The sequence below is a fragment of the Pseudomonas sp. MEJ108 genome, from assembly GCF_030208985.1.
In the GTDB taxonomy this organism is placed as follows: Bacteria; Pseudomonadota; Gammaproteobacteria; order Pseudomonadales; family Pseudomonadaceae; genus Aquipseudomonas; species Aquipseudomonas fragariae.
Window position 1 is genome coordinate 56,522 of the sequence record NZ_JARVSW010000049.1, and the last position, 13,974, is coordinate 70,495.

General features: G+C 61.4%; 13 protein-coding genes and 1 pseudogene. 10 read left to right on the plus strand and 4 right to left on the minus strand.

From position 1 onward, the window contains the following. Positions 1–126 precede the first annotated feature (126 nt). The 8 genes and pseudogenes from purU to QRN50_RS26040 all read left to right on the plus strand — a co-directional run bounded on the left by purU (position 127) and on the right by QRN50_RS26040 (position 9,069). Positions 127–993: a formyltetrahydrofolate deformylase gene (gene purU, locus QRN50_RS20540; protein WP_096126685.1), complete on the plus strand. Its 867-nt coding sequence runs from the start codon at positions 127–129 to the stop codon at positions 991–993. Continuing rightward, positions 990–1,892, plus strand: a complete 903-nt coding sequence (gene folD, locus QRN50_RS20545) for a bifunctional methylenetetrahydrofolate dehydrogenase/methenyltetrahydrofolate cyclohydrolase FolD (protein WP_058399474.1) — start codon at positions 990–992, stop codon at positions 1,890–1,892. The genes purU and folD overlap by 4 nt, the downstream gene beginning before the upstream one ends. Continuing rightward, positions 1,874–3,115, plus strand: coding sequence for an FAD-dependent oxidoreductase (locus QRN50_RS20550; RefSeq protein ID WP_096126686.1), 1,242 nt, complete (start codon positions 1,874–1,876; stop codon positions 3,113–3,115). The genes folD and QRN50_RS20550 overlap by 19 nt, the downstream gene beginning before the upstream one ends. A gap of 13 nt (positions 3,116–3,128) precedes the next feature. Next, on the plus strand, positions 3,129–3,434 hold the full coding sequence (locus tag QRN50_RS20555; RefSeq protein ID WP_024638459.1) for a sarcosine oxidase subunit delta: 306 nt from the start codon (positions 3,129–3,131) through the stop codon (positions 3,432–3,434). After that, complete coding sequence (locus QRN50_RS20560) at positions 3,431–6,337, plus strand: 2Fe-2S iron-sulfur cluster-binding protein (RefSeq protein WP_096126687.1); 2,907 nt, start codon at positions 3,431–3,433, stop codon at positions 6,335–6,337. Before QRN50_RS20555 ends, QRN50_RS20560 begins: the two co-directional genes overlap by 4 nt. A gap of 3 nt (positions 6,338–6,340) precedes the next feature. After that, on the plus strand, positions 6,341–6,913 hold the full coding sequence (locus QRN50_RS20565) for a sarcosine oxidase subunit gamma (RefSeq protein WP_060405982.1): 573 nt from the start codon (positions 6,341–6,343) through the stop codon (positions 6,911–6,913). A 371-nt stretch (positions 6,914–7,284) separates the two neighbouring features. After that, a pseudogene (locus QRN50_RS26035) lies at positions 7,285–8,211 on the plus strand (HAMP domain-containing protein); the annotation flags it as partial. Positions 8,212–8,340: 129 nt separating this feature from the next. Then, positions 8,341–9,069, plus strand: a complete 729-nt coding sequence (locus tag QRN50_RS26040) for a methyl-accepting chemotaxis protein (protein WP_371134796.1) — start codon at positions 8,341–8,343, stop codon at positions 9,067–9,069. Between the two features lie 90 nt (positions 9,070–9,159). Here QRN50_RS26040 and QRN50_RS20575 read toward each other — a convergent pair whose 3' ends face one another. Further along, positions 9,160–10,050, minus strand: a complete 891-nt coding sequence (locus tag QRN50_RS20575) for a LysR family transcriptional regulator (RefSeq protein ID WP_058822659.1) — start codon at positions 10,048–10,050, stop codon at positions 9,160–9,162. A gap of 107 nt (positions 10,051–10,157) precedes the next feature. Between QRN50_RS20575 and QRN50_RS20580 the strand changes: the two genes are divergently transcribed. Next, complete coding sequence (locus QRN50_RS20580; RefSeq protein WP_024638463.1) at positions 10,158–11,033, plus strand: MBL fold metallo-hydrolase; 876 nt, start codon at positions 10,158–10,160, stop codon at positions 11,031–11,033. Positions 11,034–11,156: 123 nt separating this feature from the next. Next, positions 11,157–11,555, plus strand: a complete 399-nt coding sequence (locus QRN50_RS20585; protein ID WP_024642887.1) for a hypothetical protein — start codon at positions 11,157–11,159, stop codon at positions 11,553–11,555. A gap of 87 nt (positions 11,556–11,642) precedes the next feature. Here the strand turns inward: QRN50_RS20585 and QRN50_RS20590 are convergent, their stop codons facing one another. Genes QRN50_RS20590 through QRN50_RS26045 form a run of 3 tightly spaced genes read right to left on the minus strand, consistent with a single transcriptional unit; the run spans position 11,643 to position 13,934 of the window. Beyond that, positions 11,643–11,768 (minus strand): hypothetical protein, encoded by a 126-nt coding sequence (locus QRN50_RS20590; RefSeq protein WP_003315538.1) that lies wholly within the window; start codon positions 11,766–11,768, stop codon positions 11,643–11,645. A gap of 55 nt (positions 11,769–11,823) precedes the next feature. Then, positions 11,824–13,311 carry a chemotaxis protein CheW gene (locus tag QRN50_RS20595; RefSeq protein WP_024642888.1) on the minus strand — a complete coding sequence of 496 codons (1,488 nt, stop codon included), beginning with the start codon at positions 13,309–13,311 and terminating at the stop codon, positions 11,824–11,826. Continuing rightward, on the minus strand, positions 13,308–13,934 hold the full coding sequence (locus QRN50_RS26045) for a methyl-accepting chemotaxis protein (RefSeq protein ID WP_371134797.1): 627 nt from the start codon (positions 13,932–13,934) through the stop codon (positions 13,308–13,310). Before QRN50_RS26045 ends, QRN50_RS20595 begins: the two co-directional genes overlap by 4 nt. Between the last annotated feature and the right edge of the window lie 40 nt (positions 13,935–13,974).

Below are 13,974 nucleotides of genomic sequence, written 5' to 3' on the forward strand. Positions count from 1 at the left end.
TCGCCTATAAAACAGCCTTCAAGAATATTAAATTCCTGTAGAGAATTTTATTCGTCGACGAAAAACCTCTGCATCTGACCTTTTTCGCCCTGCGCCGAACTGCCGCCACCCTTCAGAGGACACGCCATGCAACACGAGAAGAACCATTTCATCCTGAAGATCAGCTGCCCGGCGACCTCCGGCATTGTCGCGGCGGTGACTTCCTACCTGGCTGGCAACAGCTGCTACATCGGTGAAATGGCCCAGTTCGACGATGAGTACAGCGGCACCTTTTTCATGCGCGCCGTGTTTCGTTTCAACGATGGTCATGAGGGTGACATCCAGCAGTTGAAAGCCGGCTTCGATGCCGTGGCCAGCGACTTTGCCATGCAGTGGGAGCTGCATGACACGCGCCGGCCGGTGCGTGTGCTGCTGATGGTCAGCAAGTTCGATCACTGCCTGACCGACCTGCTGTACCGCTACCACAAGGGCGAGATGGACATGACCATCACCGCCATCGTCTCCAATCACCTGGATTTGCGACCGATGGCCGAGCGTGAGGGTATTCGCTTCATCTACCTGCCGGTGACCAGGGAAACCAAGGCCGCGCAGGAAGCCGCGCTGATGAAGGTGGTCGATGAAACCGGCACCGAGCTGGTGGTGCTGGCGCGCTACATGCAGATTCTCTCCGACGACCTGTGCCAGCAACTGGCGGGTCGGGCGATCAATATCCATCACTCGTTTCTGCCGGGCTTCAAAGGCGCGAAGCCCTACCACCAGGCTTACGAGCGCGGCGTGAAGCTGATCGGCGCCACCGCGCATTACGTCACCAGCGACCTGGACGAAGGCCCGATCATCGAGCAGGAAGTGCAGCGCGTCGATCACGTCTACCTGCCGGCCGACCTGGTCGCGGCGGGACGCAATAACGAAACCATCGCGCTCTCGCGGGCCGTCAAATATCACCTGGAGCACCGGGTGTTTCTCAACAAGGATCGAACGGTGGTGTTCCGATGAGCGCACACATCATCGACGGCAAGGCCACCGCCGCTCGCGTTCTGCAACAGGTCAGACACGATGTAGAAACCCTGAAGGCCGAAGGCATCGAACCGGCGCTGGCGGTCATTCTGGTCGGTAATGACGCGGCCAGTGAGGTCTACGTACGCAACAAGATCCTGCGCGCCGGGGAAGCCGGCATTCGCTCGCTGGAGCACCGCCTGCCGGCCGACAGCAGCCAGGCACGCTTACTGGCGTTGATTGCCGAATTGAACGCCGACAACACGGTAAACGGCATTCTCCTGCAACTGCCCTTGCCCGCTCACATCGATGAAAACCGCGTCCTGCAGGCTATCGACCCGGAAAAGGACGTTGACGGTTTTCACAGTGAAAACGTCGGTGGCCTGAGCCAGGGGCGCAACGTACTGACGCCCTGCACCCCCAGCGGTTGCCTGCACTTGCTGGAAGAAACCTGCGGCGATCTGAGCGGCAAGCATGCGGTGGTGATCGGTCGCTCCAACATCGTCGGCAAACCCATGGCCGCTCTGCTGCTGCAAGCGCATTGCTCGGTGACGGTGGTGCATTCGCGCAGTACCGACGCCAGGGCCTTGTGCCAGTTGGCCGACATCGTCGTGGCGGCGGTTGGCCGTCCGCGCCTTATCGATGCCAGCTGGCTCAAGCGCGGCGCGGTGGTGATCGACGTCGGCATCAACCGCATCGAGGACCATGGCCGCAGCCGCCTGGTGGGCGATGTGGATTTCGCCAGCGCCACCGAAGTCGCTGCTGCCATCACCCCGGTCCCCGGCGGGGTCGGCCCGATGACTATCGCCTTTCTGATGAAAAACACCGTGACTGCTGCCCTGCAGCAGGCCCACGCGCAACGCAGCCAACCGGAGGCCGTATGCCTTTCAACCTGTTGAAATACGGGCTCAGCTCGCAGTACCCGGTCGAGGTGGATCTGCCTGCGCCCAAGGAACTGAAGTCCTCCTACGACGTGGTGATCATCGGCGGCGGCGGGCATGGCCTGGCCACCGCTTACTACCTGTCGAAATACCACGGCATCACTAATATTGCCGTGCTGGAAAAAGGTTACCTGGGCGGCGGCAACACAGCGCGCAACACGGCGGTGATCCGCTCCAATTACCTGACCAGCGAAGGCGTGAAGTTCTATACCGAGTCGGTGAAGATGTTTCAGGGCCTGTCCAACGAGTTCGACTTCAACATCATGTACTCCGAGCGCGGCCAACTGACCCTGGCGCACACCGACGCCACGGTCAGGTCGTTCCGCCAGCGCGCCGAGGTCAACAAGCATTTCGGCGGCCGCACCGAGATGATCGATCGCCAGCAGATCCGCGAGCTGGTGCCGAGCCTCAATCTGGACCCCGGCCATCTGCCGGTGCTCGCCGGCCTGTGGCACATCGACGGTGGCACCGCCCGGCATGACGCGGTCGCCTGGGGTTACGCCAAGCAGGCGGCCAAGCGTGGAGTGGAGATTCATCAACTGACCGAAGTGCAGGAACTAGTGATCGAGAACGGCACCCTCACTGCGGTGAAGACCAATCGCGGCACCATCCAATGCGGCTGCGCCGTGCAGGCGGTGGCGGGCATGAGTTCGCAGATGATGAAGAAGGCCGGGATTCGTTCGCCGATCCAGACTTTCCCGCTGCAAGCGATGGTCACGCAACCCTTCAAACCCTTTCTCGACCCGCTGGTGAGCTCGTCCGCCCTGCACTGCTATGTGCAGCAGACCAGCCGTGGCGAAGTGGTGTTTGGCGGTGGCTCTGATCCCTACCCGTTGTTCAACAGCCGCTCGACGCTGGAGCTCAAGGAAAGCCTGCTGGCCCACGCCATCGAGATGTTTCCGTTTCTGGCCAACGCCAAACTGATGCGCCAATGGGCCGGGATCACCGACATGACCCCGGATTACAGCCCGATCATGGGCCTTTCGCCGGTCCGGAATTACTACCTGGACGCGGGCTGGGGCACCTGGGGCTTCAAGGCCACACCGATCTGCGGCAAGACCATGGCCGAACTGGTGGCCAGCGGCGGCAAAGTGCCCGAGTTGATCAGGCCGTTCGCGCTCGAGCGCTTCTCGACCTTTCAGCAAGTCAACGAAATGGGCGCAACAGCGGCCAGCCACTGACGGAGAGCGACACATGAAAATCATGACCTGCCCGCTCAACGGGCCGCGCAACATCAGCGAGTTCACCTACGGCGGAGAATTCAAACACATGCCCGACCCGCAAACCTGCAGCGACAGCGAGTGGGCCGATTACGTGTTCAACAGTGAGGACACGCTGGGCGTGGTGCGCGAGTGGTGGATGCACACCCCCTCCAGCTACTGGTTCCTGGCCGAGCGCCACACTGGCAGCGACGAGATCATCCGCACCTTCGACCCACGCGAACTATTTACCGTACGTATCGACTTCGCCCCTCTCGCCTCCAAGGAGATCGCAGGATGACCACCCCCGCCCGCCTGCCCGCGCCCATGGGCCTGCTGATCGATCGCACCCGGCCGCTCACGTTCAGCTTCGATGGCAAAACCTATCAGGGCCTGCAGGGCGACAGTATTGCCAGTGCCCTGCTGGCCAACGGTCGCTTCCTGCTTTCGCGGTCGTTCAAGTACCACCGCCCGCGCGGCCCGCTGACCATGGCCGGGCAGGATGCCAACAGCCTGATCCAGTTGCCTCACGAGCCCAACGTAATGGCCGACACCGTTGCCCTGCAGGAAGGCTTGCAGGCCTCAGGCCAGAACTTCACCGGCTCGCTGGACAACGATCGGGACGCGTACCTGGGCAAGTTCTCGAAGTTCATGCCGGTGGGCTTCTACTATCGCTCGTTCTACAAGCCCAAGGGCATGTGGAAGGTCTGGGAGCCGATCATTCGCAAGAAGGCCGGCCTTGGCGTGCTGGACCTGACCTTCCAGCCCGAGTACTACGACAAGGCCTACCTGTTCACTGATCTGGCGGTGATTGGCGCAGGACCTGCCGGCTTGCAGGCGGCACTGAGCGCCGCCAATGCCGGCGCCAAGGTGCTGCTGATCGAACAGCAGCCCATCCTCGGCGGTTCACTGGCGTATGCCCGCTTCGATGTCGACGGCCTGCGCGCCGAGCAACTGCGGCGTGAACTGGTCGCTGCGGTAGAAGCACATGACAATATCCAGGTGCTCAAACAGGCGACCTGCAATGCCTGGTTCACCGACAACTACCTGCCGGTGATTCAGGGCAAGCGTTTGTACAAGGTGCGCGCCACGCAGTGCCTGGTGTGCAGTGGCTCGTTCGATCAGCCAGTGATTTTCCGCAACAACGACCTCCCCGGCGTGATGCTGACCAGTGCTGCACAGCGTCTGATCAAGTTGTACGCCGTCAAGCCCGGCAAACGCGCGGTGGTGCTGACCGGCAATGATGACGGTTACCTCGCCGCACTGGATTTGCACGATCAGGGCGTCGACGTGGTCGCAGTTGCCGACATGCGCAACAGCCCGTCGGACCGGACGCTGCGGCTTGCGCTGGAGAAGCGCGGCATCGTCTGCCACATGAACACAACGGTCTATGAAGCGCTGCATGAGAAAGGCATGCGCCATGTGAGCGGCGCCGAGCTGCGCAAGATCACCGGCCAGGGGCAGGTGGCGAACAGCGGTTCGCGTGTCGACTGCGACCTGCTGTGCATGTCCGGCGGCTATATGCCGGTCTACCAGTTGTTGTGTCAGGCCGGCGGCAAGCTGGCCTATGACGATCAACAGGCCGAATTCACGATCAGCAGCCTGCCGCAGAACCTGGGCATCGCAGGCTCGGTCAACGGTTACCACGCGCTGGACAACGTAATGGCTGATGCGGCACATGCCGCCGCCAGCGTGGTCTCGGCACTGGGCCTGACCTCGGCTGACACCCCAGCCGCGCTGCGCAGCGAAGCGCAGGTCAACTTCGCCTGGCCGATCTTCCCGCACCCTGACGGCAAGGATTTTGTCGACTTCGACGAAGACCTTCAGGTACGCGATATCGTCAATGCCACGCGCATCGGCTATCGCGACATCCAGTTGGTAAAACGCTATTCCACGGTGGGCATGGGCCCGTCACAAGGTCGTCACTCGGCACTGCCGACTGCAAGACTGGTGGCCGCTTCGACCCAGCGCAGTATCAGCGAAACCGGCGTGACCACAGCCCGGCCGCCCTTCGAGGCCGAGAAACTGGCACACGTTGCAGGCCGTGCCTTTGATCCGTATCGGCAGACACCCATACACCCGCGTCATGTGCAGGCAGGCGCGAAAATGATGCCTGCCGGGATCTGGCAGCGTCCGGCGTTCTATGGCAAACCCTCGCAACGCGATGCCTGCATGCAACAGGAAGCACTGCACGTGCGCAACAAGGTCGGCATCATCGACGTGTCGACACTCGGCGGCCTGGACGTACGCGGCCCCGACGCCGCCGAGCTGCTCAACCGCCTGTATACCTTCGCCTTTCTCAAACAGCCGGTCGGGCGTTCGCGTTATGCGCTGATGACCAACGAGCAAGGCGTGGTCATCGACGACGGCGTTTGCGCGCGCTTTGCCGACCAGCATTTCTACGTCACCGCCACCACCAGCGGTGTGGATCGCATTTATCAGCAGATGCTCAAGTGGAATGCCCAGTGGCGTCTGAACGTGGACATCACCAACGTCACGGCGGCCATTGCTGCGGTCAACGTGGCGGGCCCGGATTCGCGCAAGGTGCTGGAGCAGGTCTGTACCGACCTTGATCTGTCTGCCGCAGGCTTCCCTTATCTTGGCGTGCGCCTGGGCACGGTCGCCGGCATCAAGGCGCGGCTGTTGCGGGTCGGTTTCGTCGGCGAACTGGGCTACGAGATCCACGTCCCCGCTCGTCACGCGCTGAGGCTCTGGGATGCACTTGTCGAGGCTGGCAAGGCCTTCGACATGCGTCCGTTCGGCGTCGAGACGCAACGGCTGTTACGTCTGGAAAAAGGCCACGTCATCATCAGTCAGGACACCGATGGCATGACCCATCCGGCCGAGATCGACATGGGTTGGGCGGTCAGCCGCAGCAAGCCTTTCTTCGTCGGCCGCCGCTCGGTGGACATCCTCGAAGCCCAGCCGCAGAAGCGCAAGCTGGTTGGCTTCACCTTGCCCAAAGCCAGCCCGCTGCCGCTTGAGGGGCATCTGGTGCTCAAAGGCCCGGACATCAGTGGCAACGTGACGTCCTGCGAGTACTCCTCGACCCTGGGCATGATCATCGGCATGGCCTATGCCGCGTTCGACCAGAGCACACCCGGCCAGCAGATTCCGATCCGCGTCGAAGACGGTGTGGTGGTTCAGGCAACCGTCGTCAAACTGCCGTTCTTCGACCCTGAAAACCAGCGCCAGGAGCTCTGACCCATGACCAGCCTTATCCAGAACAGTCCTGTCGGCGCCAACCCGCGGGCCTTGTGCACACTGCAAGACCTGACCGATCGGCCACGCGTGGGATTTCGCGGCACGCAAAGCGCTGACTACCTGACGGCACGCGGTTTCAGCCTGCCCGAGGCACCGAACCGAGCCATCACACAGGCGGACGGCAGCCAGGTCGCACGCCTTTCGCAGACCGAATACCTGCTGCTGGGCAGCCCGCTGGATGACGGGCAGCGCATCGCCGATGAAGAAGCTCGCTGGGAGCTGGACCACAGCGCCAACTACCTGCTGCCGCGCGAAGACAGCCATGCCTGGCTGCAACTGAGTGGCGAGTGTATCGCCGAGGTGATGGCCAAACTGTGTGGCGTGGATCTGCGCCCGGGGGCTTTTGCTCCCGGTTCGGTGGCGCAGACCTCGGCAGCGCGCATCAATGTGATCGTCATCAACCTCGGCGCGCAGGCCGAACCCTGTTTCCAGATCCTCTTTGACCGGGCTTCACTGGCTTACTTTAAGGACGCAATGCTGGATGCCATGACCGAGTTTGGAGGGCGCTACGTATGAACAACAGGTTACTGCATCAGTGATGCAAAGGTCGTTTCGTGCTCATGAACGACAACAAGTGTCTGTTACCGCCACGCCGCCTAAAGAATGCTGGCATAAAGCCGTTGAACTGTTGGTAGACCATAAGAGCGCCCTTCAGGCCAACGCCTCGGGGCGCAGACTGTACCCATGCAGCGCCCAACACTTGCGGCAGTAACGGACATCCCGGAGCTCGAATGAATATCAAACAAAAATTGACGTGGGCGTTCGCAGTCATTGCGTGCTTGCCCATATTAGTCGTCGCCGCCATCGTGGTCGTGAACCTGCGTGACAAGGCGACCAGTGATTTCGTGGACAGCAGCGCGCGTGAAATTCGCCAGGTCGACAACGCCATGCAGCTGTTTTTCGACGGCATTACGCAGAACGTCAATTACATCGCGGCGCACCCGCTGATCGCCGGGGCGAGCGACGATTTCCGCAACTACATGGGCGCAACGCCTCCTCCGCAGTCCGAGAATGACAGGCAGGCGACCGAGCTGTTCGCCAGTATCGCCAAGGCTCACCCGGCCTACTCCTACGTCTCTTATGGTCTGATCAACGGCAGCTACATCATGACGCCGGAAGACCCGAAAATGAGCAACTACGACCCGCGTGTGCGGCCGTGGTACAAGACTGCAATGGCCAATGCCGGCAAGACTGTGCGCAGCGATGCCTATTACTGGGCCAACGACGATGCTGTACTGGTCAGCACCATCCGGGCGATTCCCAACAAACTGGGCAACCCTGGCGGCGTGGTCAATATCGACGTATCGCTCAAGCAGCTGACCAACATCGTCAAGCAGATCAAACTGGGCGAAAGCGGCTATCTGATGCTGATGGAAAAGAACGGCACGGTGCTGGTCGATCCCAAACAGCCCGAGCACAATTTCAAGAAACTGGGTGAACTGGGCGACGGCTTCAGCGAGCTGGCGAAAACCGCCAGTGGTCTGGTCGAGGTGACACTCAACGGCGAACGTTACATGGCCAACGTTTACTCGTCCGAACAACTGGGCTGGAACTTCATCGGCCTGATCAAACAGGACGAAGTGATGGCCTCGGCCACCCGCCTGACCTGGTTGATCGGCATCATCGCGGCGGTGCTGGCGGTGGTCTTTGCGATTGTCGGTGCCAGTTTTGCCCGCGTTATCGTGCGTCCGATCCACAGCGTTTCCAGCGGCCTGGAAGGCATCGCGGGCGGTGAAGGCGATCTGACTCAGAACCTCGCCGTGCGCGGCAAGGATGAAACCGCGCAACTGGCGGGCTGGTTCAACAAGTTCCTGACCGCGATTCGCAGCCTGATCCAGCACATCGGTCAGGCCGCCGGGAAGATTCTCGAAGCCTCACACAGCTCGACACGTGTCTCCAACGACATGGCCGAAGCTGCTGGCCGGCAGCGCGAAGCGGTGGATATGGTCTCCACGGCGTTTCATGAAATGGTCGCCACCTCCAATGAAGTCGCCCGCTCCTGCAGCCAGGCCGCCGACTCGGCAGACAACGGTCAGCAACAGGCGCGTGAAGGTCAGCGGCAGATCGACGATGCGGTGCGCAGCGTCGACCAGCTCAGCGAAGAACTCACCCGCTCGGCCAAGGACATGACGCAACTGGAAAAAGACAGCGCAGGCATTCAGTCGATCCTCAACACCATCCGCTCGATTGCCGAGCAGACCAACCTGCTGGCGCTCAACGCCGCCATCGAGGCAGCACGTGCGGGCGAACAGGGCCGCGGCTTCGCCGTCGTAGCCGACGAAGTCCGCGCACTGGCCAAACGCACCTCGGACTCGACCGCCGAAATCGACAGCCTGCTGGGCAACCTGGCCAAACGTACTGCCTCGGTGGCGCAACAGATGCATGCCAGCCTCGACGTGTCGCAGCAGTCGGTGACCAAGATCGGACAGGCACGCAGCAGCTTCGGGCAAATCCGTGAGTCAGTGGATGTGATTCGCGACATGAACACCCAGATCGCAACTGCCGCCGAAGAACAGCATCAGGTGGCCGAAGACATCAACCGGCACATCAGCCAGATCCATGGTGATGCGCAGTTGATCGCTCAACTCTCGGACTCGGCCCGCGCGGATTCCAGAAGTCTGGAGATGCTGTCCAGCGAACTGGACGGCCTGGTACGCAAGTTCAAGACCTGATACCGCGCACACGGAGCGTGAGGAACGATGGGCATCCCCTATCGTGCCCATGCTCCACGCGGGCATGCCGTTCTGGACGCAGCAGGTGATCTAATCTCCGTCCCTCTCAAACCATTCAGTCAGAAAATCCAGAAAAGTGCGCAGCGTTGCCGACTGGTGGTGCCGCGAAGTGTAGATCGCGTGTATCCCCAGTGCCCGTGGCTGGTACTCCGGCATCAGGGCGATCAGCTTGCCGCTCGCAATCAGCGGCGCTGCCGAATGCACCGGTTGCAGGCTGATACCGGCGCCCGCCACTGCGGCCTCCAGCAGCACCACTGAATCGTTGGCACTCAGGTTGCCGCCGACCGGCACACTGAGCGGCATCTGCTGGCGGGTAAATTCCCAGAGGCTCTTGCCGAAGTACGAATAGGTCAGGCAATTGTGGGCAGGCAGTTCCTGTGGCCTGGACGGCGTGCCGTGCACGGCAAGATAGGCTGGAGCAGCGCACACCACCGAAGCGCACTGCCCCAGTGGACGGGCAATTACATTGGGGTCCAGCTGATTGGTGATGCGGATCGCCAGATCGATTCGCTCGCTGACCAGATCCACGGCCTCGTTACCGATAAGCAGGTCTGCCGAGGTGCCGGGATAGCGTTGCAGGTAAGCCGTCACCGCGGGTGCCAGAACGGCCAGGGCCAGTGACTGCGAACAGGCGATGCGCAGCATGCCGCGCGGCTCGTCGACTTGCGTATCGGCCGCCAGCGGCACCGCGTCGGCAAGCTCGACCAATTGCTGACACCGCAACAGCGTCACCTGCCCGGGGGCGGTCAGGCCGAGCTTGCGCGTAGTCCGGTGCAGCAGTCGCGCTCCGGCCCAGCTTTCCATCTGCGCCAGATAACGCGTGACCATTGCCCGAGACATATCCAGCGCCTCGGCGGCGGCAATGAGGCTGCCCCTGTCGTTGATGGCGATGAATACCCTTGCCGCTATGATCCGATCCACGATTCATCCGATATAAGCAATCAATAGTTGCCAATACTGAGGCTTTTGTTTCACCTGAGGCAACCTAAGATAACCACCTCAGTCCTGCCCGAACGAAGGTCGTACCCATGTTGCGTAAATCCCTGCTTGCCCTGTCCTTCGCTGCTCTGTTCCCTCTCGCAGCCCAGGCCGCCGCCCCCTTGGCCATCGAGGTGTACAACCCGGCTGAAAAAGCCGTCTTCCCGGTGTCATCCGAACTGATCACCGGCAAGCATGACGCGGTGCTCATCGATGCGCAGTTCCAGCGCAACGACGCCGAGGCCCTGGTGCAAAAGATCAAGGCCAGCGGCAAGCAACTCACCACGGTCTACATCAGCCACAGTGACCCGGACTACTACTTCGGTCTGGACGTCATCAAAGCTGCGTTCCCCAAAGCGAAGATCGTCGCCAGCGCGCCTACCGTGAAGGCGATCAAGGCGTCGATGCAGGGCAAACTCGCCTACTGGGGCCCGATTCTCAAGGACAATGCGCCAGCCAGCCTGGTTGTGCCGGAAGTACTCAAGGGCGACCACCTGACGCTTGAAGGCCAACCGTTGCAGATCAAAGGCCTGAACGGCCCGGCCCCCGAGCGCAGCTACGTATGGATTCCCTCACTCAAGGCGGTAGTCGGTGGTGTCGTGGTCTCCAGCGGCATCCATGTCTGGATCGCTGACACGCAAAGCACGAAATCGCGTCAGGACTGGCTCGCGACACTCAAGGGCATCGAGGCGCTGAAACCGGCCACCGTGATTCCGGGTCATTATCTGGGCGAGATCCCGTCAGGCACCCAGGCTGTGACGTTCACCGCCGACTACCTGAAGTCCTTCGAAGAACAGGCCGCCAAGGCCAAGGATTCCGCCGCCCTGATCGACGCCATGCAGAAAGCCTGGCCGCAACTGGCCGAGCCGGCTTCGCTGGAGATGAGCGCAAAAGTCATCAAGGGCGAGATGAAGTGGCCGAATTGATCCGGCACCTGTAAGGCCCCGGCGGAGCGCTGCGAATATCGGCAGGGGCCAGGCTTTTTAACTGCGCGGCGCACATGCACTCAGCTATGGTCAGACGCCCATATCAGTCGCTATGCTGCGCCCATGAACGCGCCTTTGAAAATCCGTAACCCTTGCCCGCCCGGCGCTTGCGACTGCAAGCGCGAGCTGCTGGACGCGGAAGATGCAGACCTGCGGATTCTGCTGCTGTCCCGCGACGCAGAGAAAAGCCTGCTGGATCGCCTGGAGCGTATCGACAGTCTGGAAGACCTGGAGCACATGCAGCGCAAGATTTTCCAGCAACTGGGCGTGCGTGTCGACGTCGCGCCGGGCTTCAATGAAGTGCGCACCATGCGCGGCATCAGCATTGTCGTCGAGGAAAAGGTCGGGCTGTGCCGCAAGACGCGCCAATCGATACCCGCCGCCATCCGCCGCGCCCTGGAAGCACGTCCACAGATCGCCTATCAGTTGCTCAACGCCAACGACCTGCTGCGCGACGCGTGAGTCTAGACAAAGCCCAGTCAGGCTTTCAGAAACGAAAACGCCCGGCCTGAACAGACCGGGCGTCACGTGAACACTACCGCAGGCTGATCAGCAAACCCCAGGCGGGATGCCGTCCTTGTTGAAGTCTTTCAGGCGTTCCTTTTCTTCGGGCGTCGAGTGCGCGGGCACGTCGCTTTGCGGTTCCGGTTTTTTCTCGTCTTTCTTGTCAGTCATGGTCGTTGACTCCGCTGGTGAACACTCAAATAAGGCCACGCGCGGAGCATTCGGTTCAGACTGATTGCACAGTGCGGCGCTGATCAACGTTGCATTCCAACTGTCGGGCCAGGCCCTGCAGATCGAGCAGGGTCGCGCGCCAGCTGCGCTCCTGACTGCCGACGCTGACCAGCGAACGGACCCGGTCATTGACCGAAATGCCCTTGCCGGTACTGGCTTGCCAGCCTTGTTCCAGCATGGCCGGATCGAACTGATTGAAGGCGTCGATCGCATCGACGCGGTTCACGGCAAAACCGAAGCACAGCCGCTCGCCACGCACGATCAATACACGCGACGCTTCGCCCTGGACCTGTGCCCCTTCGCCCAACAGGCTGCTCAGGCAGATCAGCGGCACCTGTTCGCCGCGCAGATTGAACTGTCCCAGCAAATGCGTTTCCGGCTGCGACAGGCCGATCAGTTGCTGCGGCATGCTCATGATTTCCACGATCTGGCTCAACGGTGCGACGAAGCGGGTCGGCGCATCGAACAGCAGGCAGGCGTGGCGCAGCATGGCCTTGGTCACATCGTGCGAGGCCTGGGCAGGTTTGACGTCGTGTTGGTAAACCTGGGTGTAGCTTTTGACTTCCGGACGCTGCAACAGCATCGGATGATCAAGCAACAAGGCTTGCTGCCCCTCCTCCAGGTTCATTACCCCGGCGAGCAGCTCTGGATGCGGCAGGCCATAGCCCGGCGCCGCCAACAGACTGTCCGGATCCTGACGCTGAATGGCGACCATGCGGTCGTAGCCGAACCCGCAGACCCGCCCGTCCGGCGCAGTCAACAGCAGCAACTGCGGCTTGGACGTCTGACGCTGGTGGTCCAGGCCAAGCACTTCGGACAGGTTGAGCGCCGGGACCTTGGTGCCACGCACCGAGGTGACGCCAAAGCAGCAGTCACTGGCAAAATCCGACGCCGTGATCTCGGGTTCGTCCACCAACTCGGTCACAACGCTGGCATCGATACAGAAGTTACGGCCGTCGCACTCGAACACCAGGTAATGCAGCAAACGGTTCTTGGCGGCCAGCGCCTCGTCCTTGAGCACTTGCGCGTTGGGATCGGCAGCGAACAGTACGCCTGGCAAACCACTCATGAAGGCAAGATCAAGCTTGTAGATCATCCGCGACTCTTCAGAGCCGAGCAGCAGAGAGGGCAGCAGCCCGACAGCGCTGCCCTCGGGCCCCAGTGGGCTGAACTGAGAATCACGGGCCTTGAGAATGTCGCACACCGCATCGATCGCCAGCCCGAGGTAACCGCCGCCATACTTGAGAATCGCGACCAGTGGCGTCGGCGAAGACATATCGCCGCCCTCCGCCAGTTGAGCCCGCAGGTCGACCAATGGCACCGGTTTGCCACGCAAGGTAAACACCCCGCGCAGCGCTCCCCGGGTCAACGGATGGGGATTCAGATCAGCGGGCCAGTGCACGGCCTCCATCAACGCATCGGCAACCACCGCCAGATACACGCCATTGACCTGCACGACGCCATAGGCATTCAGGCTGCTCATGCAGGTTGTCCGATGGATACCTTGTTCAGCGTTTCGGTATAGCCAGTCAGGTTGGCTTTATGCAGCTCGACAATCAGGGTCTCGACTTCCTGCGCCGACAGGCGTTGCTTCTCGGTCGCCGTGTTGATCCCGTCGATCGCCTGAGTGGTCTGCATCACGCCTTCCACGATGTGTTCGAAGGCTTCGCCGGCACTGCGCGAAATCTCGTTGCCCGACTCGATCCGGCTGACCGTTTCCAGAATCAGCTTGTTGATTTCCTTGGTCGCACGCGAGGACTTCTCGGCCAGCTTACGCACCTCGTCGGCGACTACCGAAAAGCCCAGGCCATGCTCACCGGCCCTGGCCGCTTCGATGGCCGCGTTGAAGGCCAGCATGTTGGTCTGACTGGCGATCTCGCTGATCACCTGAATGATGTCCTGAATGCCCTCGGCGGACTTGGCAATCATGCCCATCGCGTCGGACGCCTTGACCAGCGTCTGCGAACCGGAACTGGCCTGCTCACGCGTCATTCTGGCCAGATCGGTGGCTGTCTCGGTGCTTTGTGCGACGTAGGAAATGGCGTTCATCAGTGCTTTCACCGACTCGCCCATGGCGCGGGTCTTGGCCTCTATCGCCTGTTCCATCTCGACTTGACGGGTAATATCAGTGGCGAATTTCACCACT

Coding starts and splice junctions, on each gene's coding strand:
- QRN50_RS20560 (WP_096126687.1), top strand. CDS start 3,431: ATGACCACCCCCGCCCGCCTGCCCGCGCCCATGGGCCTGCTGATCGAT.
- purU (WP_096126685.1), top strand. CDS start 127: ATGCAACACGAGAAGAACCATTTCATCCTGAAGATCAGCTGCCCGGCG.
- QRN50_RS20565 (WP_060405982.1), top strand. CDS start 6,341: ATGACCAGCCTTATCCAGAACAGTCCTGTCGGCGCCAACCCGCGGGCC.
- QRN50_RS26045 (WP_371134797.1), bottom strand. CDS start 13,934: ATGGAACAGGCGATAGAGGCCAAGACCCGCGCCATGGGCGAGTCGGTG.
- QRN50_RS20550 (WP_096126686.1), top strand. CDS start 1,874: ATGCCTTTCAACCTGTTGAAATACGGGCTCAGCTCGCAGTACCCGGTC.
- QRN50_RS20585 (WP_024642887.1), top strand. CDS start 11,157: ATGAACGCGCCTTTGAAAATCCGTAACCCTTGCCCGCCCGGCGCTTGC.
- folD (WP_058399474.1), top strand. CDS start 990: ATGAGCGCACACATCATCGACGGCAAGGCCACCGCCGCTCGCGTTCTG.
- QRN50_RS20595 (WP_024642888.1), bottom strand. CDS start 13,311: ATGAGCAGCCTGAATGCCTATGGCGTCGTGCAGGTCAATGGCGTGTAT.
- QRN50_RS20580 (WP_024638463.1), top strand. CDS start 10,158: ATGTTGCGTAAATCCCTGCTTGCCCTGTCCTTCGCTGCTCTGTTCCCT.
- QRN50_RS26040 (WP_371134796.1), top strand. CDS start 8,341: ATGGTCTCCACGGCGTTTCATGAAATGGTCGCCACCTCCAATGAAGTC.
- QRN50_RS20590 (WP_003315538.1), bottom strand. CDS start 11,768: ATGACTGACAAGAAAGACGAGAAAAAACCGGAACCGCAAAGCGACGTG.
- QRN50_RS20555 (WP_024638459.1), top strand. CDS start 3,129: ATGAAAATCATGACCTGCCCGCTCAACGGGCCGCGCAACATCAGCGAG.